Origin of the sequence: Ruegeria sp. HKCCD7303, assembly GCF_013111185.1 — a bacterium.
Lineage (GTDB): Bacteria > Pseudomonadota > Alphaproteobacteria > Rhodobacterales > Rhodobacteraceae > Ruegeria.
On record NZ_WVRE01000004.1, the window covers coordinates 219,763 to 246,087 of the forward strand.

The following is a 26,325-nucleotide window of genomic DNA, read 5'->3' on the forward strand; positions in this document are numbered from 1 at the left end:
CCTTGACGCAGGCTTCCTTAACTGAGTGTCCAACACAGCCCTCGCAGGCTGGACACTGCTCACTGAGGCCCATTTTGCAACATACGCTCAAATCTCCGGTCACGTTCAAAGGCGTTGGACTGCATGGCGGCCAACCTGCAACCATGGTTCTCAAACCTGCTGCGGCGGGGCATGGAATTTGGTTCAAGCGGACGGATATTCATCTGGGCGATGCAATGATCCCTGCAATCTACCATGCAGTCGAGCGTTCCCCGCTTTGCACTCGCCTTGTGAATGACTCAGGCGTATCAGTCTCGACTATCGAACATATCATGGCCGCATTGGCCGGATGTGGTGTTCATAACGCGTTGATCGAGATTGACGGTCCCGAAGTGCCGATCATGGACGGGTCTTCGATCGACTTCGTGCGCGGCATAATGGCAAAAGGCGTGCGCCGTCAGGCCAGCCCGGTTCTGGCCTATGAGGTTCTAAAGCCCGTGACCGCGTCGCGCGAAGGCGCGGATGCCAGCATCGTACCTGCGGACGGCCTGATCATCGACTTCCATATCGATTTTGAAGACACCGCTATCGGAAGCCAGACAAAAACGCTGGATATGCGCAACGGTTCTTTTGCACGCGAGCTCAGCGATTGCCGTACATTCTGCCGCCGCACGGATGTCGAAGCCATGCGTGCCAACGGGCTGGCCTTGGGCGGTACGCTGGACAATGCCGTTGTAGTTCAGGGCGACGAAGTTCTGACCCCGGGTGGTTTCCGCCGCGCCGACGAAGCTGTGCGTCACAAGATGCTGGATGCTCTGGGCGATCTCTATCTGGCAGGTGGTCCGATTCTGGGCCACTTCACTGGTAACAAGTCAGGCCATTCTTTGACCAACACCTTGCTGCGCAACCTGTTCGAAACGCCGGGTGCGGTGCGTCCGGTGCTGTGTACACCGCAACAAGCCGCGCGTTTGCCAGGGCAGGGGTTGATCGTAAACGAAATTCCCGAAGTCGCCTAGGCTGATCAACTCTGACGACATTTGCGCCAGATGTTGCATAAGGCGTTTTGCACCGGAATTTTCTGTGCTAGACCATGGCTCAATTCGGGGCGATCCCCATTAAGTAAGACGACAAGGATGGGCGGTATGGTTGGCAGCAAAGCGGCAGTCAGATTCGCAGGCGCGATTCTTCTGACAGCAGTTTTGGCGGCGTGTGGTAACGGGGGCGGCCTTTTCGGCAACAGGGGCGCTGACCGGAGCCAGAACCTTGAAGGGTTCACGCCGGAACAGATCTACACCCGTGGTGAATATGAACTGTCGCAGAATCGCTCGGACGATGCCGCGTGGTATTTCTCGGAAGTCGAACGCCTGTATCCTTATTCCGATTGGGCCAAACGCGCGCTGATCATGCAGGCGTTTTCCTTCCATACGGATAAGAACTATGAAGAAAGCCGGGCCGCTGCGCAGCGATATATCGACTTCTACCCCACGGATGAAGATGCAGCCTACGCGCAATACCTGCTGGCGCTCAGCTATTATGACCAAATCGATGAGGTTGGCCGCGATCAGGGTTTGACGTTCCAGGCGCTGCAATCCTTGCGCACTGTGATCGAGGTTTATCCTGACAGCGAATACGCCACATCGGCCGTTCTGAAGTTTGACCTTGCCTTCGACCATCTGGCAGGCAAAGAAATGGAGATCGGACGCTATTACCTGCGTCAGGATCATTACATCGCGGCAATCAACCGATTCCGTGTGGTCGTTGAAGACTTCCAGACCACCTCTCACACTGCCGAAGCACTCTATCGTCTAGTCGAAGCCTACCTGTCCCTTGGTCTGTTGGACGAAGCGCAGACGGCTGGTGCCATTCTTGGATACAACTACCAGTCTTCGGAATGGTATGACGACGCATATAAGCTGCTGACGTCTCGCGGTCTCGATCTCAAGAGCCGTGGTAACAACTGGCTCAGCACGATCTATCGTCAAACCATCAAGGGTGAGTGGTTGTAATCGCCATGGCTTCTGGCGTGGGATGTTAAAGACCCGATGCTGCGCGCCCTAGATATCCGCGACATGCTGATCATTGACCGGTTGGAACTGACATTCCAGCCGGGCCTGAATGCATTGACGGGGGAAACCGGGGCGGGCAAGTCGATCCTTCTGGACTCGTTGGGTTTCGTGTTGGGCTGGCGCGGACGGGCCGAATTGGTGCGGCAGGGTGCGGCACAGGGCGAGGTCGTCGCCGAGTTTGAACTATCCGCCGACCATCCCGCTCATGCGATTCTGGCCGAAGCTGGTTTGCCGGGCGGCGAAGACCTGATCTTGCGCCGGGTAAACACTGCTGAAGGGCGCAAGACAGCTTGGGTCAATGATCGGCGATGTTCAGGCGAAGTACTGCGCGCATTGTCCGAAACCCTGATCGAATTGCACGGCCAGCATGACGATCGTGGGTTGCTGAATCCGCGCGGCCATCGGGCGATGCTGGACGACTTCGCAGGGGTTTCGGTTCAACTGGCCAAAGTGCGTGCGGCCTGGACCGAGATGTCACGCACACGCAAGGCACTAGCCGAAACCGAGGCCGCACTGGCCGCTGTCCGCAGCGAAGAAGAATTCCTCCGCCATGCCGTGGCCGAATTGGACCAGCTTGATCCGCAACCGGGCGAGGACGCCGAACTGGATGCCCGTCGACGGATGATGCAAGGGGCCGAGCGTATCCGTGATGATGTCGCCCGCGCCTTTGAATTGCTGTCCAGCGATGGGGCCGAAGGGGCGATGTCCGACGCTATCCGCTGGCTGGAGGGCGTTTCCGACAACGCGGGTGGTCAATTGGAGAATCCGATTGCGGCACTGGGGCGGGCAATGATCGAACTGGGCGAGGCTCAGGATGGTGTGAATGCCTGCCTTCAGGCGCTGGATTTCAACCCGGCGGAACTGGAGCGGGCTGAAGAACGCCTGTTCGCCATCCGCGCACAGGCGCGAAAGCATGATGTATCGCCGGATGATCTTGGAACATTTGCCGACACTTTGCGCGACCGGTTGAATCGGCTGGAGGCGGGTGACGCCGATCTGGCGGACAAACGTGTAGCCGTGAACGCGGCGCAGGACGCTTATGACACCGCCGCTGCCGAGCTGAGCGCAGCCCGCAAGGCGGCTGCCGGGCGGCTTGATGCTGCCGTCATGACTGAGCTGGCCCCGCTCAAGATGGAACGCGCCGTGTTCCAAACCGAGCTCACTTTGGCAGAGCCGGGCCCCGAAGGAACTGACGCAGTGGCGTTCACTGTGGCCACCAATCCCGGCGCTCCGGCCGGTCCTTTGAACAAGATTGCATCGGGCGGTGAACTCAGCCGCTTTTTGCTGGCGCTCAAGGTTTGTCTAACTGGCGATGACAGCGCGCGCACGATGATCTTTGACGAGATTGACAGGGGTGTTGGCGGCGCCACAGCCGATGCGGTCGGGCGCAGGCTGGCGTCCTTGGCGCAGGGCGGGCAGGTGCTGGTTGTCACCCATTCCCCCCAGGTCGCCGCCCGTGCCGCGCATCATTGGCGCGTGCAGAAACAGGTGACAGAGGGACAAACACTATCCACTGTTATTCCCTTGGCCGAACCGGACCGAGTGGATGAGATCGCGCGCATGGTGGCAGGCGATACAATCACCGAGGAAGCCCGCGCCGCTGCCCGGGCTTTGCTGCAGGCTTAACACGCCTATGGCGCGAAACGGTGCTCACACTGTCGCTATCTCACTTTTATATGGACGCTCCGTGGCTTACTAAGGGTTAAGAGATGATCCCCGAGGGCCAATGACCCAATCGACCCGCACCGTTCTGCGCAACCAGTTCAATCAGGCTCTGGCCGCGATCAAGGATGCGTGGCGGGTGATGCTGCGCCGGGGGCCAAGCCAGATCCAGTTTTGGTTCATCGCACTGGCCATCGGTATCGCGGCAGGGTTCATGGCGCTTGGCTTCCGTAAAGCCATCCGGGCTTTGCAGGCTTACCTCTATGACACCGATGACATTCTGCTGCTGCACAGTCATGCCGAGAAACTGCCGTGGTTCATGGTTCTGATTATTCCCATCATCGGTGGTCTGGTTGTGGGTGTTATCCTGAACCGGTTCACCAATGACGGGCGTGTAAGGTCGGTGGCCGATGTGATCGAAGGCTCTGCGGTCACCGACGGACGGGTCGAGGTCAAGGCGGGCATCGCCTCGTTCTTCGCGTCGCTGATCACGCTCAGCTCGGGCGGATCAACGGGCCGCGAAGGTCCGGTGGTGCATATGGCCGGGGTGATTTCCACATGGGTCAGCAATCGCATCCACGCCGATGGGATCACGGGTCGCGACCTGTTGGGCTGTGCCGTTGCCGCCGCTGTTTCAGCCAGCTTTAACGCCCCCATCGCCGGTGCTTTGTTCGCGCTTGAGGTTGTGTTGCGCCATTTCGCCGTGCACGCGTTTGCTCCGATCGTCATCGCCTCGGTCGCGGGGACTGTGATCAACCGGTTGGAATATGGCGATGTTACAGAGTTCACTCTGGATACGCCGGGGTCGCTGCAATTTTATGTCGAGCTTCCGGCTTTCCTGATCCTGGGCCTTATCTGCGGCTTTGTCGCATTGTTGCTGATGCGGTCGATCTTTTTTGCCGAGGATATCGGCAGCCATATTCAGAACCGTCTTTCCATTCCCGGTTGGCTGCGCCCAGCAGTATCTGGTGCGATGCTGGGTCTTTTGGCGATTTGGTTTCCGCACATCATCGGCGTGGGGTACGAAACCACGATCCGCGCGCTGACTGGTGATTTGGTTCTGACCACCGCGATACTGTTCGCCGTCCTGAAAACGGTGGCCGTCGCGATCACGATGGGTGGTCGTATGGGTGGGGGCGTGTTCTCACCTTCGTTGATGATTGGGGCGCTGACCGGGCTGGCTTTTGGTCTGATTGCCACCGGGTTGCTGCCGGATGTGTCCGGTACACACACGCTTTATGCCTTTGCGGGAATGGGGGCCGTGGCCGCGGCGGTATTGGGCGCGCCGATCTCGACCACCTTGATCGTCTTTGAACTGACCGGGGACTGGCAGATTGGTCTTGCAGTTATGGTAACTGTGTCCATGTCCACGGCATTGGCCTCGCGTCTGGTGGACCGGTCTTTCTTCCTTACACAGTTAGAGCGCCGTGATGTCCACCTTGCCGCCGGACCGCAGGCGTATCTTTTGGCAATGTTACGCGCCGGGGTCGTGATGCGCCCCATAGGCGACCCGCGCTCGATCACCAAGGAAGAGGCCCAAGGGCTGATTGAACAAGGCTTGTGCGTTCAGGCAAGCGCAACGCTGGAAGCTGCAATGCCTTATTTCGACCGCGACGACATCCCCTGCATTCCAGTCATTGTTCTGGAAGACGATGGCACTGAAACACCCGTCGGGGCGCTGTATCACGTTGACGCGCTCAAGGCTTACAACAGAGCGCTTGCCGCCACGGCCGCCGAGGAGCACTCCTAGGCGTTACCCGCCATAAATACTGGCAGCATCGCCCAGGTAGTTGTCCCATGCAAACCAGTACGAGATATGGCCTGCAACACGAGACAGGCGCGTGCCATCTGGTCCGATCAACGCGTCTTCAGTCACGGTCCAGCTTTGTCCTGCGCTATCCTGCAAACCGCTTTGCGTTGCTTTGAAAGCATGGCTTTTACGCTCATAGGCGCGCACGCTGCGTTCCTTTGGATCTCCGATCAGAACCAGCCGCGTTTGGGCGATGGCGTCGTTGATCACCGGTTTGCTCTTGAACGCACTCAGCGGCCAGGCCCGCGCTGCCCCGAACTGACGGACGGCAAAAATGTAGTCCTTTTGCCGATGTCTGGACTGGTCCACCACAGCCGGGAACATCAACTCGCTTGAGGCGAAGTAGTCTCGATAGACAACGCCCGACCCATAGTTGCGCCGATGCCCGGTGTTCAGCGAAAGGACGCGCGTTTTAGGGTGCGAGGTCTTCCAGCTGTCCCACGTAGTGATCACAACCGGGCGCTGTTTCAATGTGATCCCGCTATTTACCAAGTAACCCACAACAGGTTTGCCGGTATATTGGTTCCACAGCGAATGTGTCTCGCGGTCAAACATCAGCTTGTTCGACCGATAGAGGAACCCTGACGAACCGAAAATGAACGGCTTTCGCCATCCCGCCACTTGCGTTTCAAAAAGAATGCCGGACCCGCAGAGCGTGCAATATGCCAGCGCTACGGGTACGCCACCGATCACTTCGTTAAACATCTCGTGCCAGCCCATGATCCGCAACGGATAGGCGCGTTCATCTCCGTTGATGGCCACGCCAAACACAAGATCGTCGCCCTTCAGATAACCGGCATTCGATGGCGAGATCAGGGTAGGGTTGTCCAAAGATGGGATGCCATCCTTATGCACCCCGCCCCATGCGATTTCTTCCAACCGAATCTTCATCCGGTCGCGTTGCAGGTATTCTGGCTGTAGGAACACATCGAAATTCGGATCGATCCGCAGCAGAACCTCGCGTTTGAATGGGATCAGCGAAGGGTGGGGGACAATCTGCGGGTTTCGTTCTTGCCACAGCATCCACTCGAACCAGTCATTCCCATATCGCTGCCCGGTCAGGGCCTCTATCACCTCGACAATCTCGTCCCGTCGTCGATCTGCATAGCGCATCGCGGTCAACAACCCAGGAACAACGTCCAGTTGGCCGCGATCCCTGAGGTAAGCCATCTGCGCCTCAAACGAGGTGCGGCGCCCATCTAGTGTGCTGCGCAATGCCTCAAGCACAGGATCCTCTTGCGCCCACACTGCAATGGGGGCGAACGCACCAGCCCCGATCATCCCTGCAAAACTGCGACGTGAAATCGACATGAAAGCCTCCGACGATATCCGGTGGCCAGTGTGCCCGTTCTGCAGCTCACATGCATTCCACAGATGTGTGAGGTGGATCCAGTTGCAAGCCTCCTGGCTAAGTTCAAGCTGGTACCATCTTCTTTGATTGATGAGTTTTTTCATATTAAGCCACCGGGCAAATTGGCTTTAGTGCAACAACAGGTGCTGTTTTGTATTTAGCCAAATAGCCGTCAGGCTTTGGGGCCAACGTGTCATTCGCTGCTCAGTTAGATTGATTTTCGTTGACGCGGAGAATGCGGACAAGCGAGGTTTAAGGAGCAGTTCGGATCATCTGAGTGTGAGAATTCATGCGCGTACTCATCTTTGTTCTTCTTCCCATTCTGTTTGTTGGGTTGATTGCGTTTTTGATTCTTGGATTGAAACCACCCAGTAGCATTAGGCTTGCGGCCGGAGTTAACGGAGGGGGCTATTGGCAGATTGGGCAACTATACAAAGCAGAACTTGCACGCGACGACATTCAAATCGATTTGGTTGAGACCGCAGGTTCTGTAGAAAACATCGAAAAACTTGTTTCCGGTGAAGTCGACGTCGCGTTTGTTCAAGGTGGTCTGGATCTTCCTCAGGAAAGCGGCTTGCAATCATTGGGTGCCATTTTTCTTGAACCAATGGTGGTGTTTCAAGGAAAACCCGGCCCAATTGGCGGCAATGCAGGGGAATGGGACGGCATCCGACTTGCAGCAGGCACAGAGGGGTCCGGAACCCGTGCGGCTGCGATCGCCCTGATAGAAGCGGCGGGGCATAAAGATACCGGCATCACGCTAGTGGATGCAGGTGGCTTGGATGCCATCGATGCGCTCTACACCGGCAAAGCCGATGCCGCATTGTTTGTCGCGCCTCTTGATGCGCCTTATCTCATGGACGCGATTTTTGACGCCAATATAGAATTCGTCCCTATGACTTTAGTCGATGCGCTTGCACTGAAGCTAGAAGGGGCAAGTTCGGTGACCGTGCCTGCCGGGTCGATCACCCTTGACCCGCCAAGACCCCCAGAAGACGTAAAGATTTTGGCATTGAGAGCGTCAATGATTGGCGGCCCTGATCTGCATCCGGCAGTTGCAGATCGTTTGGTTGCTGCTGCAAAGATCATCCATGGTCAGCCCGGCATTCTGCAAGGTGCAAGCGAATACCCAAAAACCGAGTCTCCGCCCGCTCCGTTAAACAAAGTTGCTGAAGAATTGATAAATACCGGCCCAAATTTTTTGCATGCCGTTTTACCTTATTGGATTGCTGCTCAGTTTGGCCGTGTTCTTCTATTACTATTGCCCTTGCTGTTCCTTGCACCGCTTTTGCGGATCGTTCCATCTGGGTATGTGTGGTTTCAGAAACGTCGCGTGTGGCGGTTTTATCAGCGGATTGCAGCGCTGGAAGAAGAATTGGCACAAGCCCGGACACAAAGCGATTTAGACGCGGTGGCGAAAAGTATCGAAGAGCTGGATGCAAACATTGCCAATCTCAACTTGCCGCTTGCTTACCGTCAAGGTGCGTATGACGCGCGACTGCATATAGGCTTAATTCGACAAGAGATCACGCGCCGCAGCGCTGCTGAACAAGAATCCGATCCGGTCGCGCGAAGCGAAAGCCCTTGATCGTTTGATTTGTCGCACAGGTTCAGATTTCTCGGCGCTAACAAAGGATTCTGAAAGCATCGTCGGGTGATTTTGCGTGACATAGTCTGCTTTCCGGATGCCGGAATCTGGTCAAAGTCAGCTAGTCTCCCGCCGAAGTCATCCCTAAAGCCAGCATTCGACCGCTGGCACCTCGCGTCGCTCAGCGGGCTATTCTAAATCTGTTCAACCTTCACGGAATCGACCGGATAAAACGCCAAATGGCCCTTGATTTCGGCCACGTCCGGGATCGGGTCCTCATAGCTCCAGACCGCGTTTTCAGTCACAGATGACTTGTTGACGATTGAGAAATGCGTCGCGTCGCCCTTGAGGGGGCAATGGGTCACCTTGTCGGTCTTATCCAAGAACGCCATCGCGATATCGCCACGCGGGAAGTAAATCACCGGATCCTTGTCGCCTTCGTGCAGTTCCAGAGCGTTATTCGTCTCGCCCAGAATCGCACCGCCCGAGCGGACGCTCCATTTGCCCGGCGCTTTTTGGATCGTGATCTTAGTCATTCCTATTCCTTCCCTCGTCGTATTTGGGCCTCTCCTCTGCCCGTTCTATGTAACAGTCCTGTGTCAGACCGGTGCTGTTGCGGCATCCAACCACAGTTGCGCGTCATGTCCCAGCCTTGGGCGGATCTTTTCCGCCACGTCGCGGTGATAGGCATTCAGCCAGTCGCGTTCATCAGGCGTCAACATATCCACCAGGATCAACCTGCGGTCAATCGGCACAAAGGTCAGGGTGCGCCAGTTCAGCATTGCGCGCTCTGCGTCGCTGCCGGGCAGGGCTGGTGCCTCTTCTACCACGACAAGGTTTTCAATGCGGATGCCAAAGGCACCTTCGCGATAATATCCGGGCTCGTTCGATAGGATCATACCGGGCTTGAGCGGTACATGGCTTACTTTTGAAAGGCGTTGGGGTCCCTCGTGCACACTCAGATACGCACCGACCCCATGGCCGACCCCATGATTGAAGTCTTGACCCGCAGCCCATAGCGGTGTGCGGGCCACGCATTCTATGTCCCGGCCCGCAAGCCCAGCGGGCCAGCGCAGCATCGACATGGCGATCATGCCTTTCAGCACACGTGTGAAACAGATTTTCTCGTCTGCGCCGACGTTACCGATGGCAATGGTTCGCGTGATATCGGTGGTGCCGTCAAGATATTGTCCGCCGCTGTCCAACACCAGAATATGACCGTTTTCCAAACGGCTATCAGTTTCTTCGGTCACACGGTAATGCATGATCGCACCGTTCGGCCCGGTCCCTGCGATGGTGTCGAACGAGATATCCTGAAGCGCATTGTCCTTGCGCCGGTTCTCTTCCAGACGCGTGACCACTTGCGTTTCAGTCACGCTGCCAGGGGTCTGTCCGTCCAACCAGCACAAGGTCTCAATCACAGCCACTGCATCGCGCAAATGCGCCTCGGCGCTGCCAGCGATTTCGGCAGGGTTTTTGCAAGCCTTGGGCAGGGCGCAAGGATCGCCACCCTCTGTCATGGCGTCGCCCAACGCATCCGCCACGATCTGAGGCAGCGTGGCGTCATCCACCTGCACCGGTCCTTTCAATGCCGCTACAGCATCCAGGAAGGTGCGCGGGTCATGGATAGCGACGTTTGATCCCAGGTGATCGCGAACCTCCGCCAGCTTTTCCTCTGCCATGAACAGATCAACCCTGCCAACTGCGTGCAGCACAGCAAACCCATGGGCCACGGGGTTATAGGCAATGTCCGACCCGCGAATGTTCAGCAGCCACATGATCGAGTCTGGCAGAGTGGTCACTGACGCTAGGCTCCCGTCCCGATGCAACCCCGCGGCCAGACGAGAAATCTTGCTGTCGGCCGATTCCCCGGCGAACTCAATCGGATGCAACTTGACAGGGTTCATCGGCGGGGTGGGCTGATCTGCCCAGATCCGGTCCACAAGGTTGTCACACCGTACCAGTTCGATACCTGTGCCGTCTAATTCGCGCATCGTGCTAGAAATCTGCCCTACCGCGTGCAGCCAGGGGTCAAACCCAACTTTGCCGCCATCTGGCAGTTGCTCTTTCAACCAAGTGCTCAGACTGATCTCGGGCCAGGGCACCGGCGTGAAATCCTCGGCCACTTGCGCCTTGACCTGTGTACGATACCGACCGTCAATAAACACTCCCGCGACATCGCGCAGGGCGACGCAAAAACCGGCCGAGCCCGTAAAGCCTGTCAACCAAGCCAAACGTTCATCATGTGGCGCTACGTACTCCCCCTGATGTGCGTCCGCGCGCGGGATAAGAAACCCGTCCAAACCTGTCTGTGCGATCTCATCCCGCAGAGCTGCAAGTCGCGGAGGGCCCTGTTCCGGGCGAGCAGTCACTTGAAAGGATTGGAACATGAAGGGCCTCATTCGCTGCGTTTCCGGCAGACCCTGAGGGGCAATTGGAAAAATGTCCAGATCAGCGTCCCGGTACCTGATGGCCCATTGGCGCTTCATCTTTTGGAAAAACACGCCCGCCCGGAGGCAAAGCCAGCCTCAGCTGGCCTTTCGCATCCCCATCACACGCGCCCGTGCACGCGGATCACTGTCGAACAGGGCCGCCAGTTGTTCGGTCATCGCACCTGCCAACTGCTCCACATCGGTGATTGTCACGGCGCGGTCATAATAGCGGGTCACGTCATGACCGATCCCGATTGCCAACAGCTCGACCATCTTGCGCTTTTCGACCATGGCGATCACGTCGCGCAGATGCTTTTCAAGATAGTTGGCCGGATTCACGCTCAGCGTGGAATCATCGACCGGAGCACCATCCGAAATGACCATAAGGATCTTGCGCGCCTCGCGCCGCGCCAGCATCCTACGATGCGCCCATTCCAAGGCCTCACCGTCGATGTTTTCCTTCAGAAGCCCCTCTTTCATCATCAGGCCCAGATTTGGTCGTGCGCGCCGCCAGGGCGCATCCGCGCCCTTGTAGATGATGTGTCGAAGGTCATTCAGGCGTCCGGGTTGCTGCGGTCGACCATCGTTCAACCACGCTTCACGCGCCTGACCACCTTTCCACGCCCGCGTGGTAAAGCCCAGAATCTCGACCTTCACATTGCAGCGCTCCAGCGTCCGCGCCAGTACATCCGCGCAGATTGCCGCTATGGAAATTGGACGCCCGCGCATTGATCCCGAGTTGTCCAACAGCAGCGTCACCACGGTGTCACGGAATTCGGTATCTTTCTCGACCTTGAAACTCAGCGGCGTGGTCGGGTTCGCCACAACACGCGCCAGGCGACCGGCATCCAGAATGCCTTCTTCGCGGTCGAACTCCCAAGATCGGTTCTGTTGTGCCTGAAGGCGGCGCTGCAGTTTGTTAGCCAGACGTGAAACCGCCCCTTTCAAAGGTTCGAGCTGCTGATCCAGATAGGCCCGCAACCGTTCCAATTCCGCTGGTTCTGCCAGATCCTCGGCTGCGATCTCTTCATCATGAGTGTCCAGATATACGCGGTAATCCGGGTCAGCTTCAGATGCAGGAGGCGGTGCAGGCGGCTCCAGCGGCGCTTCCCCTTCAGGCATCTCCGCCTCATCGCCCAACTCATCCTCGGCCATCTCGTCCATCGAGACCTGAGCCTGAGATTGATCCTGCTGCTCTTCCTGGCTTTGCTCAGGGGTCGCATCGGCGTCCTGCTCGTCCTGGTCATCCTGACCGGTACTGTCGGGATCGGGCTGTTCCTCGGCGTCTTCCTCGGCCTGATCTTCCTGTTCTTCATCCAGCTCATCGGGGTCATCCCCAAGCTGATCGCCATAGCCCAGATCCTTGATCACCTGACGGGCAAATTTGGCAAACTCGGCTTGGTCCGAAAGAATCTCGTCCAGATTCTCCAACGTGCCTCCGGCCTGTTCCTCGATGAAACCGCGCCAAAGGTTCATGATGTTCTCGGCCGCAGGCGGCAGATCGCGCCCGGTGGCCAAGTGCCGGATCAGATAGCCTGCTGCCACAGCCAGAGGTGCATCGGCAGGCTGCTTGCATTGGTCATAGCCGCGCCGGATCGCCTCATGTCCGATCTTGACGTCAATATTGCTGGCGGTGCCGGGCATATCCCGTGCGCCCATCGCTTCGCAGCGGGCGGTCTCCATCGCCTCATAGAGGTCACGCGCCATATCCCCCGGAGGCGCATAGCGCGCATGAGTGGCATCGTCGTGATATTTGCGCTGCAAGGCCAGAGCGTCGGCTGTGCCGCGTGCCAGAAGCACCTCTTCGCGCGTCATCCGGCGCGAAACCTGAGGCAAACGCATCGCCTCGCCGGACATGCCCGAAGGATCAACCGTATAGGTTACGGACAGCTCGGGGTCATCGGCCATGACCTTGGTTGCCTCGGCCAAAGCCTTCTTGAACGGATCAGCAGGGTTGTCGTTCTTCTGTGCCATGTCCCCAAGCCTTTCACATTGCAGATCCGATTTCTACCGACAGAGAAACCGGATCCGCCTTCATCTGGCTAAAAATACCTCCGCCGGAGGCATTGCGCCCGTTAACGGGCGAACTCCAGCGGATTACCCCAAGCTTACGCTTGCCGCGCTTTCCGGCAGCTCTTCGTCGAAGCAGCGCTGATAGAACTCGGCTACGGTCTGACGCTCCAGCTCGTCACACTTGTTCAGGAAGGACAGGCGGAAAGCATAGCCGACATCGCGGAAAATCTCGGCGTTCTGTGCCCAGTTGATTACCGTACGGGGGCTCATGACAGTCGACAGATCGCCATTCATAAACGCAGTCCGGGTCAGGTCGGCCACAGTGACCATCTGACTAACGGTTTTGCGACCTTCAGCCGTGTTATAGTGCGGCGCTTTCGACAGCACGATCATCGTTTCGGCATCGTGGCTGAGGTAGTTCAGTGTCGAGACCAGTGACCAACGGTCCATCTGGGCTTGGTTGATCTGCTGTGTGCCGTGATAGAGGCCCGTAGTATCGCCCAGACCAACGGTGTTGGCGGTGGCAAACAGGCGGAAGTTCGGGTTCGGCGTGATGATCTCGTTCTGGTCCAGCAAGGTCAGCTTGCCGTCATGCTCCAGAACACGCTGGATTACGAACATCACGTCCGCGCGACCCGCATCATATTCGTCGAACACGATGGCGACCGGATTGCGCAGCGCCCAGGGCAGGATACCTTCGTGGAATTCAGTCACCTGCTTGCCGTCACGCAGCTTGATTGCGTCTTTGCCGATTAGGTCGATCCGGCTGATATGGCTATCCAGGTTCACACGCACAGCAGGCCAGTTCAAACGCGCTGCAACCTGTTCGATATGGGTCGATTTGCCAGTGCCGTGATAGCCCTGGATCATTACACGACGGTTGTGGGAAAAGCCCGCCAAGATCGCCAAGGTCGTTTCAGGATCAAACTTATAGGTAGGGTCGATGGCCGGGACGCGGTCTGTGGCCTCGGCAAAGCCTTTGACCTTCATTTCCGTATCAATGCCGAATACGTCGCGGACCGAGATATCTTCGGTGGGTTTCGCGTTTACGTCGATCGATCCGTCAGCCATTCGTCTTGTCCTTATCCTGTGGCCCGTCTTGCTGGGTCTGAACCCGTGTGTGGTGCAACATATTGCGGGCAAGGGCAAGGGAAAGAGGCAGCGCGGAAACGCTGAGGGGATGTTTCTTTGAAACTGGCCTTATCGGCATAGCGCGCCGAGGCTCGTGACTTACGGCTCAAACCAAAAAAAGGGACGTTTTGCCTTTGAGGCGCGCAGCCGTAAAGCCACGAAACATATCAACATTGCAATAATAAAATAAAATGGGTTAAATCGACGATATGTTGATGCATAATCGGCTCTCGGTGTTGGCTAACGGAAAAAAGCTCCAATGGCGCTAACAATTCTAGGCCCCTCTTCGATCGCAATCCCCACTGGGTCGTCTTCGGTTATGCAACAATACACCGCGACCAAGGCCGGAGCTTCATGGAATGTTGTTGTTACGGGGACAGGGGGATTGAACCCTTCAGATTATTCTGTTTCGATTTCGTCGAGCGGGGTTTTAACTGTTGACCTCACCCCCGGTGTCGTCATTCCTCCCAACACGCAGCTGACCGTCGAAATATTCGCGTCTACGGGTCCTGGTAATGGGAATAACGACTCTCTTATAGCGACCGTCGCGCTTCCGGCTGGAACTGTGCCGTGTTTCGTGAAGGGCACTATGATAGCGACCGAAAAAGGGTATTGCGCTGTCGAGGAACTGTCAGTTGGGGATAAAGTGCGCCTTTCCAGTGGTGATCTGCTGCCCATTGAGTGGATTGGAGAAAAGACCCTGAGCGCGGAGGATTTGAGGCGCAACCCTCAATTGCACCCCGTTTGTATCCAAAAGGGAGCGTTGGGAGAAGGCATTCCTCACCGCGATTTGTACGTATCTCCGCAACACAGAATTGTTCTGGAAGGATGGCGCGCAGAACTTCTGTACGGAGAGCCTAGAGTCTTTGCCGCAGCAATCCATCTGGTGAACGACAAAACCATTCGTCAGGTTCATTTCAATGAGCCAGTCACGTACTACCACATTGCTTGCTGTCGCCACGCAATACTGATGTCCAACGGTTTGCCAACTGAAAGTTTATTTCTGGGTGATATAGCGCTGAAATCCTTCCACCGCGAAGACGTAAAAGAGTTGCTAACGCTATTTTCGGAATTAAGTGATCGCTCGACAGTGCCCTCACAAACTCGCCTGAGTTGCTTGAAGCGTTGGGAAGCACTTGTAATAATAAGTTAAGCTTGCGGAGAAAGCCCTGCCATTTACTGATCTACACCGCGGTCAAGCAAGTTAGTGCAAAGTTTGCTTCTCTAGATCGACTACCATCAATTTGAAATGAGGGCGCCACATAAAGTACGTCACAGCACCGCGCGCAAACTTTAGCTTTGAAACGACGGTCACCTACTCATAGCGAAAACCAAAGCTCATCGTTACGAAAGCCGCCTTTCACGAGGCGATCCGCTTTCAAAACATCCGGAAACTCGTCCACCCAATCCCGAAACCGGTCATTTGTGATAATGCGTGCCTTGCTGTCCCGCGACGCTTGTAAAATCAAAGGATCCGCCGGCGTTCCTTTGGGTGCGATCATGACCTGCTTGGTACGCAGACCCAAAGCGCGGCTCAGCGCCCGGTCGTTCATGTATTCGCCGTCGAGCTTATAGCCGACATTTGCATCGAATACGACACCCGGTTTGAACCCGGCCGTCTTCAGCGCCGACAGCACCAGCCGCAATGTGCCCAGATCCGGCTTACCCTCTTTCCAATGGATCACGTTGGACCCGTCCACGATGATCCATGTGTTTGCTTTGCGCCACCTGAGCCACGCGCGCAGCCCCCAAATCAGGCTGATGACAATGAATAGCAGGCTCAGTTCTCGGGCGAACGCGAATTCAGGCGGAAGAAACGGGGCCGCGAAATAAACGCCCAGCGAAAAAAGCAAAAGGAGGTATGGCATACGCACAGCGGCTGCTCCGTTAATACCCGTGTTCAAACTCCACCACTATTGCGGGAATTGAACAAGGTTTCCAGTGAGCTTGATCGCAATCGGGCCGGGCAGTGTACACACAAAGCCACAGCTGTCGGGTCGCAGATTTATTTGAAGTTCCGGCTGTCCTTGATCTGGTCCCAGGCCCAGACGACCTCTTGCAGCTGTTCTTCTTGCGAGCGATCACCGCCATTCATGTCCGGGTGCAAAACCTTGATCAACTTCTTGTAGGCCTTGCGCACCTCTGCCTTGGACCAGCTGTCATTGGCTTCCAGAATCTCGATTGCTCGGCGTTCGGTGGGGGGCAGGCGCCGGCCACCACCACCCGAAGTGCGGCCTTTGTTCTGCGTGCTGTTGGCACCCAGCACCTGATGCGGGTCCTCAATGCCCAGACGGGCCCAGGCACGGGCCTCGGGGTCGCCCATCGGCTTGGTCTCACGTTCCCACACTTTGTCCTTTGATCGCTGCGCGTTCAGTTCGGCCTCGGTGGTACCGTCGAAGAAGTTCCACTTTTGGTTATATTCGCGCACATGCTGCTGGCAGAACCAGAAGAAATCATCCAGCACATCCGGTGCCTTGGGTGCGCGGAACTTGCCCGGCTCGTTGCAGCCCTCATGATCACAGATCCGGACTGACGTCTCGGACGCGCCTGACATGCCCCGGCGCCCGCGCGGGTTCTTTTTCTTGGCGCTGGAAACGGACATATCAAATCCGAAGGGGTCTGACTTCGCCATGCTCTCAATCCTCACGAACGCATCTTTTCGACTCGGAGGCAGCAGTTTAATCTAAGCAGCCGAAAGTAGAAGAGGGGGGCGGTAAAATTTTTACCGCTGAGCGAAAAAATGAGCGTGACTGACGAGATCCGAACCTGCCTGCAAGCTGCCTTTGACCCGCGCGAGCTTGAGGTGATCGATGACAGCGAAAGCCACCGCGGCCACGCGGGCTATCAGGATGGTGGTGAAAGCCACTTCAACGTCCGCATTCGCGCCGCCGCCTTCGAAGGGCAAAATCGTGTCGCCCGTCATCGTGCGGTTCACAAAGCCTTGGGCGATATCGTGCCCCGCATTCACGCGCTGGCACTGGATATCGATACCTGAACGCGCAGAACGTCAGTCTGCGCTCATCTGCGCTGAGGGCGTTGACGCCGAAATCGCATATTCTTCTTCTGTCATGTCGTCTTCGATGCCTTCGAACAAAGGGGTCGACAAATAACGCTCGCCAGTGTCCGGCAGCATGACCAGAAAAACGGATCCCTCTGGCGCGGATTCGGCCATCTTCATTGCGACAGCAAAGGTCGACCCGCCCGAGATTCCGGTAAAAATACCTTCTTCCGAGGCAAGTCGGCGTGACCACGCGATCCCTTCGGGTCCGGGCACAGGGGTCAGTTCGTCGTAATATTCGTTGTCTATGGCTTCCTGCAGGACCCAGGGAATGAAGTCCGGCGTCCATCCCTGAATCGGGTGCGGTTCGAAATTCGGGTGGCTCTCGGTCGGCTGATGATCCTCGTTGCGGGTGTTGGTGTACCCCGATGACACAATTGCGGCGTTGGCTGGTTCGGTCAGGATGATCTTTGTCTCCGGCCGTTCCTTCCGCAGGACGCGAGATACACCGGAAACCGTACCGCCGGTTCCGTATCCGGTCACCCAGTAATCCAGTCGCTGCCCTTCGAAATCTGCAAGAACTTCCCGCGCGGTCGTGTTCTCATGGATATCGGCATTGGCAGAGGTTTCGAACTGGCTGGCCAGAAACCACCCGTTTTCCTCGGCCAGTTCCTTGGCCTTGGTGTACATACCAAACCCTTTCTGCGCCTTGGGGGTCAGAACCACCTTGGCCCCCAGAAAGCGCATCAGCTTGCGCCGCTCGACCGAGAAACTTTCTGCCATCGTTACAACCAGCGGATAGCCCTTGGCCGCGCAAACCATGGCAAGGCCGATGCCGGTATTGCCCGAGGTTGCCTCGACAACTGTCTGACCCGGTTTCAATCGCCCGTCGCGTTCCGCTGCTTCGATGATATTCAGCGCTAGCCTGTCCTTGACCGAACCGGCGGGATTGAACGCTTCGAACTTCACATAGACGGTTACATGTTCTGGCACGATCCGATTGACCCGGATGCAAGGCGTGTCGCCCACGGTATCGAGAATGCTGTCATAAAGGCGTGCCCGCCCTTGCGTTTGCCGAATAGCCATTTTGATGTCCCTCCCGGTTATTCAGTTAACATGCCATAGATTTTCGGGGGGCGTATCCCTTTTTCAAATGGCGTGTACCGCTTGTGTTCAAGTCGCTGCCATTTTTTAGTACTTCCGTTCTTTTTCGGGCGAGAATACGCGTTGAAAAGCGTCTGTTCTGATCATTCGCGATCGAAGCGGGCTGGATCCATCAAGGGATAAATCTAGACGCTGGTTGCGAAAAAAAATCCTTATTGAAGGGGTGGTAAATTTAAAAGACTTAGAGGTTTCTCAATATAGCAGGCAGTCAAGGGGCCTGATAAAGACACCAATCCCTGCTACAAAGATTAGGTTTTTGAGATTTCACCGGCCTCGGGTGTTTCATCAGACCGTTTCAAAGACAAGGGCGGTTCATCCGCTTCCGCCGCAATCGGTTTCGGCGCTTGAACCTCGTCAGGGCCCTGTACTGGCTGGGCCAACGGGGTGCTGTCCATATCTAGTGCTGTGCCGATTTCAGGTGCGTCAACTTCTTCTTCCACCACGCGCCGGAACACCAGCACGTTGCGCCAGTTTGTGGTCGATCCGGTCAGGCCCGCGCGTTCCTCGCTGGGCAGCAATTCGGCGCGTTGGTATTCCCAGCCGTCCTGACCCATTTGGTTCAGGACCTGTTCAACCGAGACCGCAAAGCGACCCTCAGCCGTTTTGACGCCCTTGGCTTTGACACCTTTTTGTGGGGCGGGGATCACCTTGTATTCGTAGCGCTGCATCAACTGTTCCTAAACACCTGTTCGCGATAAACTAACACGCTGATCCCCGAGGGAAAGAGCCGTTGCCCAACCGGCGGATTTCAGCCCTGATGATTGCCACCAGTCTGTGCTGCCTTGGTCACAACCGACAGGCACAGTTCGGTCGCCAGCGCCATGTCCTGCACCGAAATCCATTCCATCGGCCCGTGAATACACTGCATCCCAGTGAACAGATTGGGGCAGGGGGTGCCGAACTCGGTCAGGCGCGACCCGTCGGTGCCGCCACGGATCGGGACGGACAGAGGTTCGATCCCCAACTCGCGACAGGCATCCCGGGCCAGATCGACTGGCGTCATGTCGTTTTCCAGCCAATAGCGCATATTGCGATACTGATGGCTGATCTCGCAGGTGATGGTCGCGCGTGGTTCGGTGGCCTGTACGGCGGCACACACCTGACGCACGATGTTGCGCTGGGCTTCCAGTGCGTCCAGCTCGAAATCACGCAGGATCAGTTTGATCTCCATCTCGGAAGAGCCGCCATTCATGTCGGTGACATGGATGAACCCTTCGCGCCCATCGGTGGTTTCCGGGGTCATGGTGGCCTGAGGCAGCGTTTGAACGATCTTTGCAGCCAGATGTGCAGCGTTCACCATTTTGTCTTTCGCTAAACCGGGATGGATCGAAACGCCTTCGATCTTGATCACCGCACGGTCGGCTGAGAAGCTTTCATATTCGATCTCACCCACTTCCTGACCGTCCAGAGTATAGGCGAAATCCGCGCCCAGATCCTTGGGCAGCTGTTCGGTTACACCGCGCCCGATCTCTTCATCCGGGGTAAAGGCGATGCGGATCGGTCCGTGCGGAATATCCGGGTTTTCGATCAGGTGCCGCGCCATGGTCATCAGGATCGACACGCCCGCCTTGTCATCCGCACCCAGCAGGGTCGTGCCTGAAGCGGTGATCAGGTCATGCCCAATTTTCTCGGCCAAATAGGGGTTTTCTTCCGGCGACAGAACCAGATCAGGATCGTCGGGGAATGAGATGTCACCGCCATTGTATCCCTTGATGACACGTGGCTTGACGCCTGTGGCGTTGAACTGTGGGGCCGTATCCACATGCGCCAAAAAGCCCACTGTCGGCCCCTGAGCGTTTCCGGGAATGGTTGCAACCACCACGCTATCGCCTGTGATCTCGATATCCTGCGCGCCGATCTGGGCCAGCTCGTTGCGCAACAGGTTCAGCATGTCGAACTGGATTTGCGTGCTTGGGGTTGTAGGGGAAGTCTCGTCACTCTGACTGTCAATGGCCGCGTATCGCACCAGCCGGTCTTCGAGTTCCTGATCAAATCTGTTCTGCATGATACCTAACCTCTCTGGAGGCGAAGAAAGAGCGCGAACAGGGGGAAGTCAAGCCGATGGCTTGCCCCCCCAGTCTTAAGATTTCGTGAGAATACGATGTGTACAAATCCACGCGTTGCCGCTGGCAGACCTGTACACATAAAACGGGTTACGACCCAAGCTTTTTGCTGACCAGTTCGTTCACGGCCTTCGGGTTCGCCTTGCCTCCGGTCGCCTTCATGACCTGACCGACAAACCAGCCCGCCAGCTTCGGGTTCACTTTGGCCTTTTCAACCTGCGCCGGGTTGGCGGCAATGATTTCATCCAGAGCAGCTTCGATGGCGCCGGTATCGGTCACCTGCTTCATGCCGCGGTCTTCGACGATCTGCGCCGGATCACCGCCTTCGGTATAGACGATCTCGAAAAGGTCCTTGGCGATCTTGCCCGAAATGGCATCCGACGAAATCAGATCGATGATCCCACCCAACTGCGCCGGAGAAACCGGCGAGTCGGTGATGTCGTGGTCTTCTTTTTTCAACCGGCCGAACAGTTCGTTGATGACCCAGTTCGCAGCCAGTTTCCCGTTACGGCCCTTGGCGACCTCTTCGAAATACGCAGCCGATTCCACTTCGGCGGTCAGAACCGATGCGTCATAGTCGGTCAGGCCGAATTCGCTGATAAAACGTGCCTTCTTCTCGTCGGGCAGTTCGGGCAGCTTCGCGGCGATGTCGTCGACCCACGCTTGTTCGATTTCCAGCGGCAGCAGATCAGGGTCGGGGAAGTAACGATAATCGTGCGCCTCTTCCTTGGACCGCATCGAGCGGGTCTCGCCCTTGTCCGGGTCATACAGGCGGGTTTCCTGTTCGACCTCACCGCCCCCTTCGACGATGGCGATCTGGCGGCGGGCTTCGACCTCGATCGCTTGCTGGATAAAGCGCATCGAGTTCATGTTCTTGATCTCACACCGCGTGCCAAGATGCGAGAAATCCTGCGTTTCCTGATACTTCTCATAGGCACCCGGCAAACAGATCGATACGTTCACGTCGGCGCGCAGGTTGCCGTTCTGCATGTTGCCATCGCAGGTGCCCAAGTAACGCATGATCTGGCGCAGTTTGGCGATATAGGCGGCGGCCTCTTCCGGCCCGCGAATATCGGGGCGGCTGACAATCTCCATCAGGCAAACGCCGGTCCGGTTCAGGTCAACAAAGGACATATGCGGGTCCATGTCGTGGATCGATTTACCCGCATCCTGCTCCATGTGAATGCGTTCGATGCGAACCATGCGCGCGGTGCCGTCACCCATTTCAACCAGCACTTCACCTTCGCCCACGATGGGGTGGTACAGCTGCGAAATCTGATAGCCCTGCGGCAGGTCGGGGTAGAAATAGTTCTTGCGGTCGAACGCCGATTTCAAGTTGATGTCCGCCTTCAGGCCCAGCCCGGTGCGCACAGCCTGTTCAACACAATATTCGTTGATCACAGGCAGCATTCCCGGCATCGCCGCGTCGACGAAGGCCACGTTCGAGTTCGGTTCGGCCCCGAATTGGGTCGACGCACCAGAAAACAGCTTGGCATTGGACGAAACCTGAGCGTGCACCTCCATCCCGATCACCAGTTCCCAGTCGTGCTTGGCCCCGGCAATGGTCTTGGGTTTGGGCATTTCGTATGTCAGATCGAGCATGGCGCGCCTCATTTCCGCAGAAGTCTAAGCCTGCGTATTAGGCCCGGCAGGGCCTAGGGGCAAGGGGGAATCCTGACGCGTTCAGTTCTGGGAAAACTGTAGGCCCGTTGGTGTGAAGGTCACATCCATACCGCTACGCAATTCGTCCCGGAACAGATCCGAGATTGCCCGCAATGCATCCCGCTGACCCCGCGCGGCAAACCGCTCGGGCGAGTTGATGCGGACAGAGTTGTTGAACCCTGCGGTCGCGTGGGCCCAGATCATGGGATGCAACTCGGTCAAGTGGTCGCGGATCAACCAGTTGGCGGTCTCGCGCATCTGTGCTCGGAACTGGTCGGCTTGTTCGTTCAGTCCTCGTCCGTTCTGGATGGTGATTGCACAATAGGCCGAGAGCATATTGATCATTTGCTGGTCGGGCCGCAGTCGCACGATGTCGCGCAAACCGTCCAGGAAATACTCGGTATCGACACGCGCACAGGCTTCTTCATCCAATGCAATGGCGTCGAATTGGACCCAAGTGTAGCCGCCAGCACCCCATACGCCCTGGGTCCGAGCCGCAGTGCGCATCGCTTGCAATTCCAATTCATCGTAGCTTCCGAACCACCGGGGCAACAGATGGCTGCCCATGGCACGCATGTGCCGTTGGTTGCGCGGATCCAGCGTGATCAGACGCTCGTATTCGTCTGACACACGCGCACTGGATCTGCGCTGACCGGCCAAAAGCGCGCAGCTTGCCGCAGCAATCAGCGGGCTGTCCGGGGCATCAGCCCGGCATTTGGGCAAGATCGACGCGGCCCGGTCGAAATGCGCCGCACAGCGCGATCGGTGCAACGGCGGCAGTGCCGCGTCCGAGGCGGTTCCGCGCCACGCCCAGGCCAGATCGATATGGGCAAGGGCCACGACAGTAGCGATCATCGGATCATCGGGAAAGTCTGCCATTTCGCCTTCAAGCTCAGATATACCTCCCAACAGGTCATAGTCCGAAATGGCCTTTCCATCCGTCAGCGCATGTTCCGCAGCCAGCACCACATCCGATCTGGCCCCAAATGCCAGAAGGTCGGCAATCGGCATTCCGTCCGACACGGCAGCACGATCCTGATCCGCCGCGCGCATCTCCTTGGAAAGATCTTCCCAACGATCTTGTCTGGCAAGGTGACGGCCGTGCTCGATTGTGGAATGTCCGATCAGGTTTTCATCACCTGTTCGCGCAACAGGAATGTTGAGTTGTCCTTGATCCGGCAAAGCAGCAGCCAAAGCAGACTGCGTTGCGCACAAATCTGGTGCGGTTGGGGCAGATGAGGCTGATTTCTGGGCAAACAACGCCCTAAACGACCGAAACATGGCAAAACTCGAAAACTGTAAAAACACTGAACTGCTTATAAATCTGGCGAGATATTGGGCTCAGATCAAGTCAAATGCTTAACAGTTTTCGACTTTAGTGTCCAATCCGGCGATCAAGGGGCCAGTGTTTCAGAAAACAGTGAAATGATGGCGCTCTACGCGAAAACCAGCCTGTGTCAGAACGGGTTCCAGTTCTCGGTGCGGCGGGAGCGACTCGTCCGGTAAACGGATTCGCTTGCCCGATTCCAAGACGATCGAGACGCGCACGGAAAAGTCCCAGCGGGTGTCAAAACGAAAGAAATCAATGTCGTTCAGCATGATTTCACCCTGGCGCTTGCCAGTGAACCAGCGAATGGCGGTCTGGTCGATCTGAACGCCTGCGCGCGTGTTCTGAACCACATCCCAAACTGCGGGCAGGGTGGCCAGTGCCAGCAGCCACACGATCCACCACGCTGCGTCAAACAACAGGACCAGAGTCATCAAACCTGCATAAACGCTGGCCAGGATGACCAAGGTGCGTGTGCTCCGGTTCTGTCGGGCAAAAGAGTAGTCAGTCATGCGCCAAGGATGCGCGACACCATTTCGCTGGTGTCACGCGACAGGTTTGGGGTTTCGGCAACGCGAGAAAGCTGCGCGCGCATTAGTTCCTGTCGATCTGCGTCATACCGTTTCCACGTTTGAAATGCAGAACACATCCGTGCAGTGGTTTGTGGGTTCACCGGATCCAGTCGGATCAGCCAATCGGCCAGCAGGGCATAGCCTGCCCCGTCAGGCTGATGGAACCCGGCGTGGTTCATGGCCAGTGCGCCCACTACTGCGCGGAAGCGATTGGGGTTCTTCCAGTTGAAGTCAGCGTGCTGCGTCAGAGATTGTGCCACACCGGGTGTTGCCTCGGGCCCGGCCATTGCCACCTGCAAACCAAACCACTTGTCCATGACAAGACGGTCATGCTGCCACTGTCTGTAGAACGCGGCCAATTCGGCCTCACCTTTGCGTGCGCGCAGCAGGCAGGACAAGGCGGTCAGTTGCAGGGTCATGTTATCTGCATTGCCATACGCCTCAGCCGCCATTGCTCCGCCATCCAGTCGGGTGGTCAGCGCCAGCGCGGCGCTGCCAAGGGCGCGCTTGCCGGATTGCGCAGCGTCCGGCGCATAGGGGCCATCCACCAAGGCTTCGCTGTGTAGCCGGGGCAACAGATCCTGTACATGCTGGGCTGTTGCCTGCCGCAGCGTCTCAATTGCCGTCCAGATCATCATCGGATCGGGGGTATGGCCGCGTTCAAAAAGGCTTGCCGCCAGTTCCGATTGCGTCGGTAGCCCCAGCATCAAGGCCCGGTACGCTGGATCCAAATCCACGTCGCGCAGCACAGCCAGCAACCCATCAAGGTAATCGGCATCTGGTGCGGCATCATCCAGGATCATTCGCAGCAAAGTATCTTGCGCCAAAGACCGCCCAGCCTGCCAGCGGTTAAACGGATCTGTATCGTGAGCCAGCAGAAAAGCGCGCTCGGCGTTGCTGACATCATGCTCAAGAATAACCGGCGCTGAGAAATCACGCAGGATCGACGGTGTGGGTTTTGCGGCGAGCCCGGTGAATTGAAAGCTTTGCTCAGCTTCAGTCAGTTCCAACACTTCGGTTTGGCGGACCTCATCCCCGTTGGCCCCCAACAGGCCCACGGCAACCGGGATTACCTGAGGCTGCTTTTCATTCTGTCCCGGCGTCGGCTCGGTGCGCTGATTCAACGTCAGGGTATAAATGCCGTCCGCCCAGTTTTCTGAAACGGTGACGCGTGGCGTGCCCGATTGGCTGTACCAGCTCTGGAATTGAGTCAGATCGCGGCCGGTGGTGTCTTCAAAGACCTTGATCCAGTCCTCGATGGTGCAGGCTTGGCCGTCATGGCGCTCAAAATACAGATCCAGCGCTTTGGCATAGGCGTCATCCCCGACCAAGCGTTTCAGCATTCCGATTACTTCGGCACCTTTCTCATAGACGGTCGCGGTGTAGAAGTTGTTGATCTCCTGAAAGCTCTCGGGGCGAACCGGGTGTGATAGGGGGCCGTTGTCTTCGGGGAACTGGCGCGCGCGCAGGTCTATGGCGTCGTGAATGCGTTTCACCGGCGCCGAGCGCATGTCGGATGTGAACTGCGCATCGCGGAATACTGTCAGCCCTTCTTTCAGACACAGCTGAAACCAGTCGCGGCAGGTGATGCGGTTTCCGGTCCAGTTGTGGAAATATTCATGCGCGATGATTGCTTCGATGCGTTCGAAGTTCGCATCGGTCGAGGTTTCGGGGCTGGCCAGAACAGCCGACGAGTTAAAGATGTTCAGACCCTTGTTTTCCATCGCGCCCATGTTGAAATCGTCCACGGCGACAATGTTGAATACGTCTAGATCGTATTCGCGGCCATAGACGTCTTCGTCCCATTTCATCGATTTTTTCAAGGCTTCCATGCCAAACGCGCATTTGCCTTCATCGCCGGGACGAACCCACAGGTTCAATTCCACGTCGCGGCCCGACTTGGTGGTGAATTGGCCGGGGTGGGCGATCAGGTCTCCTGCGACCAGTGCAAACAGATAGGCCGGTTTGGGCCATGGGTCGGTCCATTCGGCCCAGCCTTCACCCTTGCCCGACGGGTTGCCGTTGGACAACAATACCGGAAGGTCGCCGTTGATACGCACGGTAAAGGTGGACATCACGTCCGGGCGGTCGGGGTAATAGGTGATTTTGCGAAACCCCTCTGCCTCGCATTGCGTGCAGTACATGCCGTTCGACATGTAAAGCCCTTCCAGCGCGGTGTTATTGCCGGGATCGATCTCGACTTCGGCCTCCCAGATGAAGGGTTCATCCGGTACGTCGACTGTCAGGCCCTTGTCTGTCACATCCGGCGTGACTTCAGCGCCGTTGATCGAGGCGCTGATCAGCGCGAGGTCTTCCCCGTGCAGAAAGAAGGTCCGCTCCGTGGCATCGAGGTTTGGGCGGAAAGCGATGCGGGATGTGACGCGGGTGGCGTGGTCTGCAAGGTCAAAAGTCAGGTGCACGCTGTCCACCAGATAGCCAAACGGCGTGTAGTCTTTCAGGTAAATTGTTGTGGGTGCAGCGTCGCGCATCTGGGGCCTCGTATCCGT

General features: G+C 57.1%; 21 protein-coding genes. 7 read left to right on the forward strand and 14 right to left on the reverse strand.

Going from position 1 to position 26,325, the window contains the following annotated elements; genetic code table 11:
- Positions 1-74 precede the first annotated feature (74 nt).
- The 4 genes from lpxC (at position 75) to GS630_RS12945 (ending at position 5,457) form a co-directional block, all read left to right on the forward strand.
- Positions 75-995, forward strand: a complete 921-nt coding sequence (gene lpxC / locus GS630_RS12930; RefSeq protein ID WP_171175294.1) for a UDP-3-O-acyl-N-acetylglucosamine deacetylase — start codon at positions 75-77, stop codon at positions 993-995.
- A gap of 126 nt (positions 996-1,121) precedes the next feature.
- Positions 1,122-1,985, forward strand: a complete 864-nt coding sequence (locus GS630_RS12935; protein WP_171175292.1) for an outer membrane protein assembly factor BamD — start codon at positions 1,122-1,124, stop codon at positions 1,983-1,985.
- Positions 1,986-2,021: 36 nt separating this feature from the next.
- Positions 2,022-3,671, forward strand: coding sequence for a DNA repair protein RecN (gene recN, locus GS630_RS12940; RefSeq protein WP_171237250.1), 1,650 nt, complete (start codon positions 2,022-2,024; stop codon positions 3,669-3,671).
- Between the two features lie 100 nt (positions 3,672-3,771).
- A complete protein-coding gene (locus tag GS630_RS12945) occupies positions 3,772-5,457 on the forward strand; it encodes a chloride channel protein (protein ID WP_171175288.1) in 1,686 nt (561 codons plus the stop codon).
- A gap of 3 nt (positions 5,458-5,460) precedes the next feature.
- Here GS630_RS12945 and GS630_RS12950 read toward each other — a convergent pair whose 3' ends face one another.
- Positions 5,461-6,828: a DUF3179 domain-containing protein gene (locus GS630_RS12950; RefSeq protein ID WP_171712044.1), complete on the reverse strand. Its 1,368-nt coding sequence runs from the start codon at positions 6,826-6,828 to the stop codon at positions 5,461-5,463.
- A 329-nt stretch (positions 6,829-7,157) separates the two neighbouring features.
- On the opposite strand from GS630_RS12950, the gene GS630_RS12955 reads away from it, so the two are divergent.
- Positions 7,158-8,456, forward strand: a complete 1,299-nt coding sequence (locus GS630_RS12955; protein WP_171712046.1) for a TAXI family TRAP transporter solute-binding subunit — start codon at positions 7,158-7,160, stop codon at positions 8,454-8,456.
- Positions 8,457-8,650: 194 nt separating this feature from the next.
- Here the strand turns inward: GS630_RS12955 and GS630_RS12960 are convergent, their stop codons facing one another.
- From GS630_RS12960 to cobS, 4 genes are all read right to left on the reverse strand, one after another.
- Complete coding sequence (locus GS630_RS12960; RefSeq protein ID WP_171175282.1) at positions 8,651-8,992, reverse strand: DUF427 domain-containing protein; 342 nt, start codon at positions 8,990-8,992, stop codon at positions 8,651-8,653.
- A 63-nt stretch (positions 8,993-9,055) separates the two neighbouring features.
- Positions 9,056-10,846, reverse strand: a complete 1,791-nt coding sequence (locus tag GS630_RS12965; protein ID WP_171620629.1) for an aminopeptidase P family protein — start codon at positions 10,844-10,846, stop codon at positions 9,056-9,058.
- 138 nt (positions 10,847-10,984) lie between these two features.
- Entirely contained in the window at positions 10,985-12,862 is a 1,878-nt protein-coding gene (gene cobT, locus GS630_RS12970; protein ID WP_171235537.1) for a cobaltochelatase subunit CobT, read from the reverse strand.
- Between the two features lie 123 nt (positions 12,863-12,985).
- A complete protein-coding gene (gene cobS, locus GS630_RS12975) occupies positions 12,986-13,972 on the reverse strand; it encodes a cobaltochelatase subunit CobS (protein WP_171175278.1) in 987 nt (328 codons plus the stop codon).
- A 379-nt stretch (positions 13,973-14,351) separates the two neighbouring features.
- On the opposite strand from cobS, the gene GS630_RS12980 reads away from it, so the two are divergent.
- Positions 14,352-15,185, forward strand: a complete 834-nt coding sequence (locus GS630_RS12980) for a Hint domain-containing protein (protein ID WP_171235538.1) — start codon at positions 14,352-14,354, stop codon at positions 15,183-15,185.
- Between the two features lie 166 nt (positions 15,186-15,351).
- Here GS630_RS12980 and GS630_RS12985 read toward each other — a convergent pair whose 3' ends face one another.
- Positions 15,352-15,900, reverse strand: coding sequence for a hypothetical protein (locus GS630_RS12985; RefSeq protein WP_171175275.1), 549 nt, complete (start codon positions 15,898-15,900; stop codon positions 15,352-15,354).
- Between the two features lie 137 nt (positions 15,901-16,037).
- Positions 16,038-16,664 (reverse strand): J domain-containing protein, encoded by a 627-nt coding sequence (locus tag GS630_RS12990; RefSeq protein ID WP_171175272.1) that lies wholly within the window; start codon positions 16,662-16,664, stop codon positions 16,038-16,040.
- Between the two features lie 108 nt (positions 16,665-16,772).
- Here GS630_RS12990 and GS630_RS12995 point away from each other — a divergent pair, with 108 nt between their 5' ends.
- Positions 16,773-17,027: a BolA family transcriptional regulator gene (locus tag GS630_RS12995; protein ID WP_171175265.1), complete on the forward strand. Its 255-nt coding sequence runs from the start codon at positions 16,773-16,775 to the stop codon at positions 17,025-17,027.
- A gap of 12 nt (positions 17,028-17,039) precedes the next feature.
- On the opposite strand, the gene GS630_RS13000 is transcribed toward GS630_RS12995, so the two are convergent.
- From GS630_RS13000 to pepN, 7 genes are all read right to left on the reverse strand, one after another.
- Positions 17,040-18,116 (reverse strand): PLP-dependent cysteine synthase family protein, encoded by a 1,077-nt coding sequence (locus GS630_RS13000; RefSeq protein ID WP_171175263.1) that lies wholly within the window; start codon positions 18,114-18,116, stop codon positions 17,040-17,042.
- 326 nt (positions 18,117-18,442) lie between these two features.
- Entirely contained in the window at positions 18,443-18,862 is a 420-nt protein-coding gene (locus tag GS630_RS13005; RefSeq protein ID WP_171620633.1) for a DUF4177 domain-containing protein, read from the reverse strand.
- A gap of 80 nt (positions 18,863-18,942) precedes the next feature.
- Positions 18,943-20,199, reverse strand: a complete 1,257-nt coding sequence (gene pepT, locus GS630_RS13010) for a peptidase T (RefSeq protein WP_171712049.1) — start codon at positions 20,197-20,199, stop codon at positions 18,943-18,945.
- A 148-nt stretch (positions 20,200-20,347) separates the two neighbouring features.
- Positions 20,348-21,859 carry an Asp-tRNA(Asn)/Glu-tRNA(Gln) amidotransferase subunit GatB gene (gatB, locus tag GS630_RS13015; protein WP_171175256.1) on the reverse strand — a complete coding sequence of 504 codons (1,512 nt, stop codon included), beginning with the start codon at positions 21,857-21,859 and terminating at the stop codon, positions 20,348-20,350.
- An 81-nt stretch (positions 21,860-21,940) separates the two neighbouring features.
- Entirely contained in the window at positions 21,941-23,200 is a 1,260-nt protein-coding gene (locus tag GS630_RS13020; protein WP_171620637.1) for a hypothetical protein, read from the reverse strand.
- Positions 23,201-23,329: 129 nt separating this feature from the next.
- Positions 23,330-23,758 (reverse strand): hypothetical protein, encoded by a 429-nt coding sequence (locus tag GS630_RS13025; RefSeq protein ID WP_171175252.1) that lies wholly within the window; start codon positions 23,756-23,758, stop codon positions 23,330-23,332.
- Positions 23,755-26,307: an aminopeptidase N gene (pepN, locus tag GS630_RS13030; RefSeq protein WP_171620639.1), complete on the reverse strand. Its 2,553-nt coding sequence runs from the start codon at positions 26,305-26,307 to the stop codon at positions 23,755-23,757. Before pepN ends, GS630_RS13025 begins: the two co-directional genes overlap by 4 nt.
- Positions 26,308-26,325 lie beyond the last annotated feature (18 nt).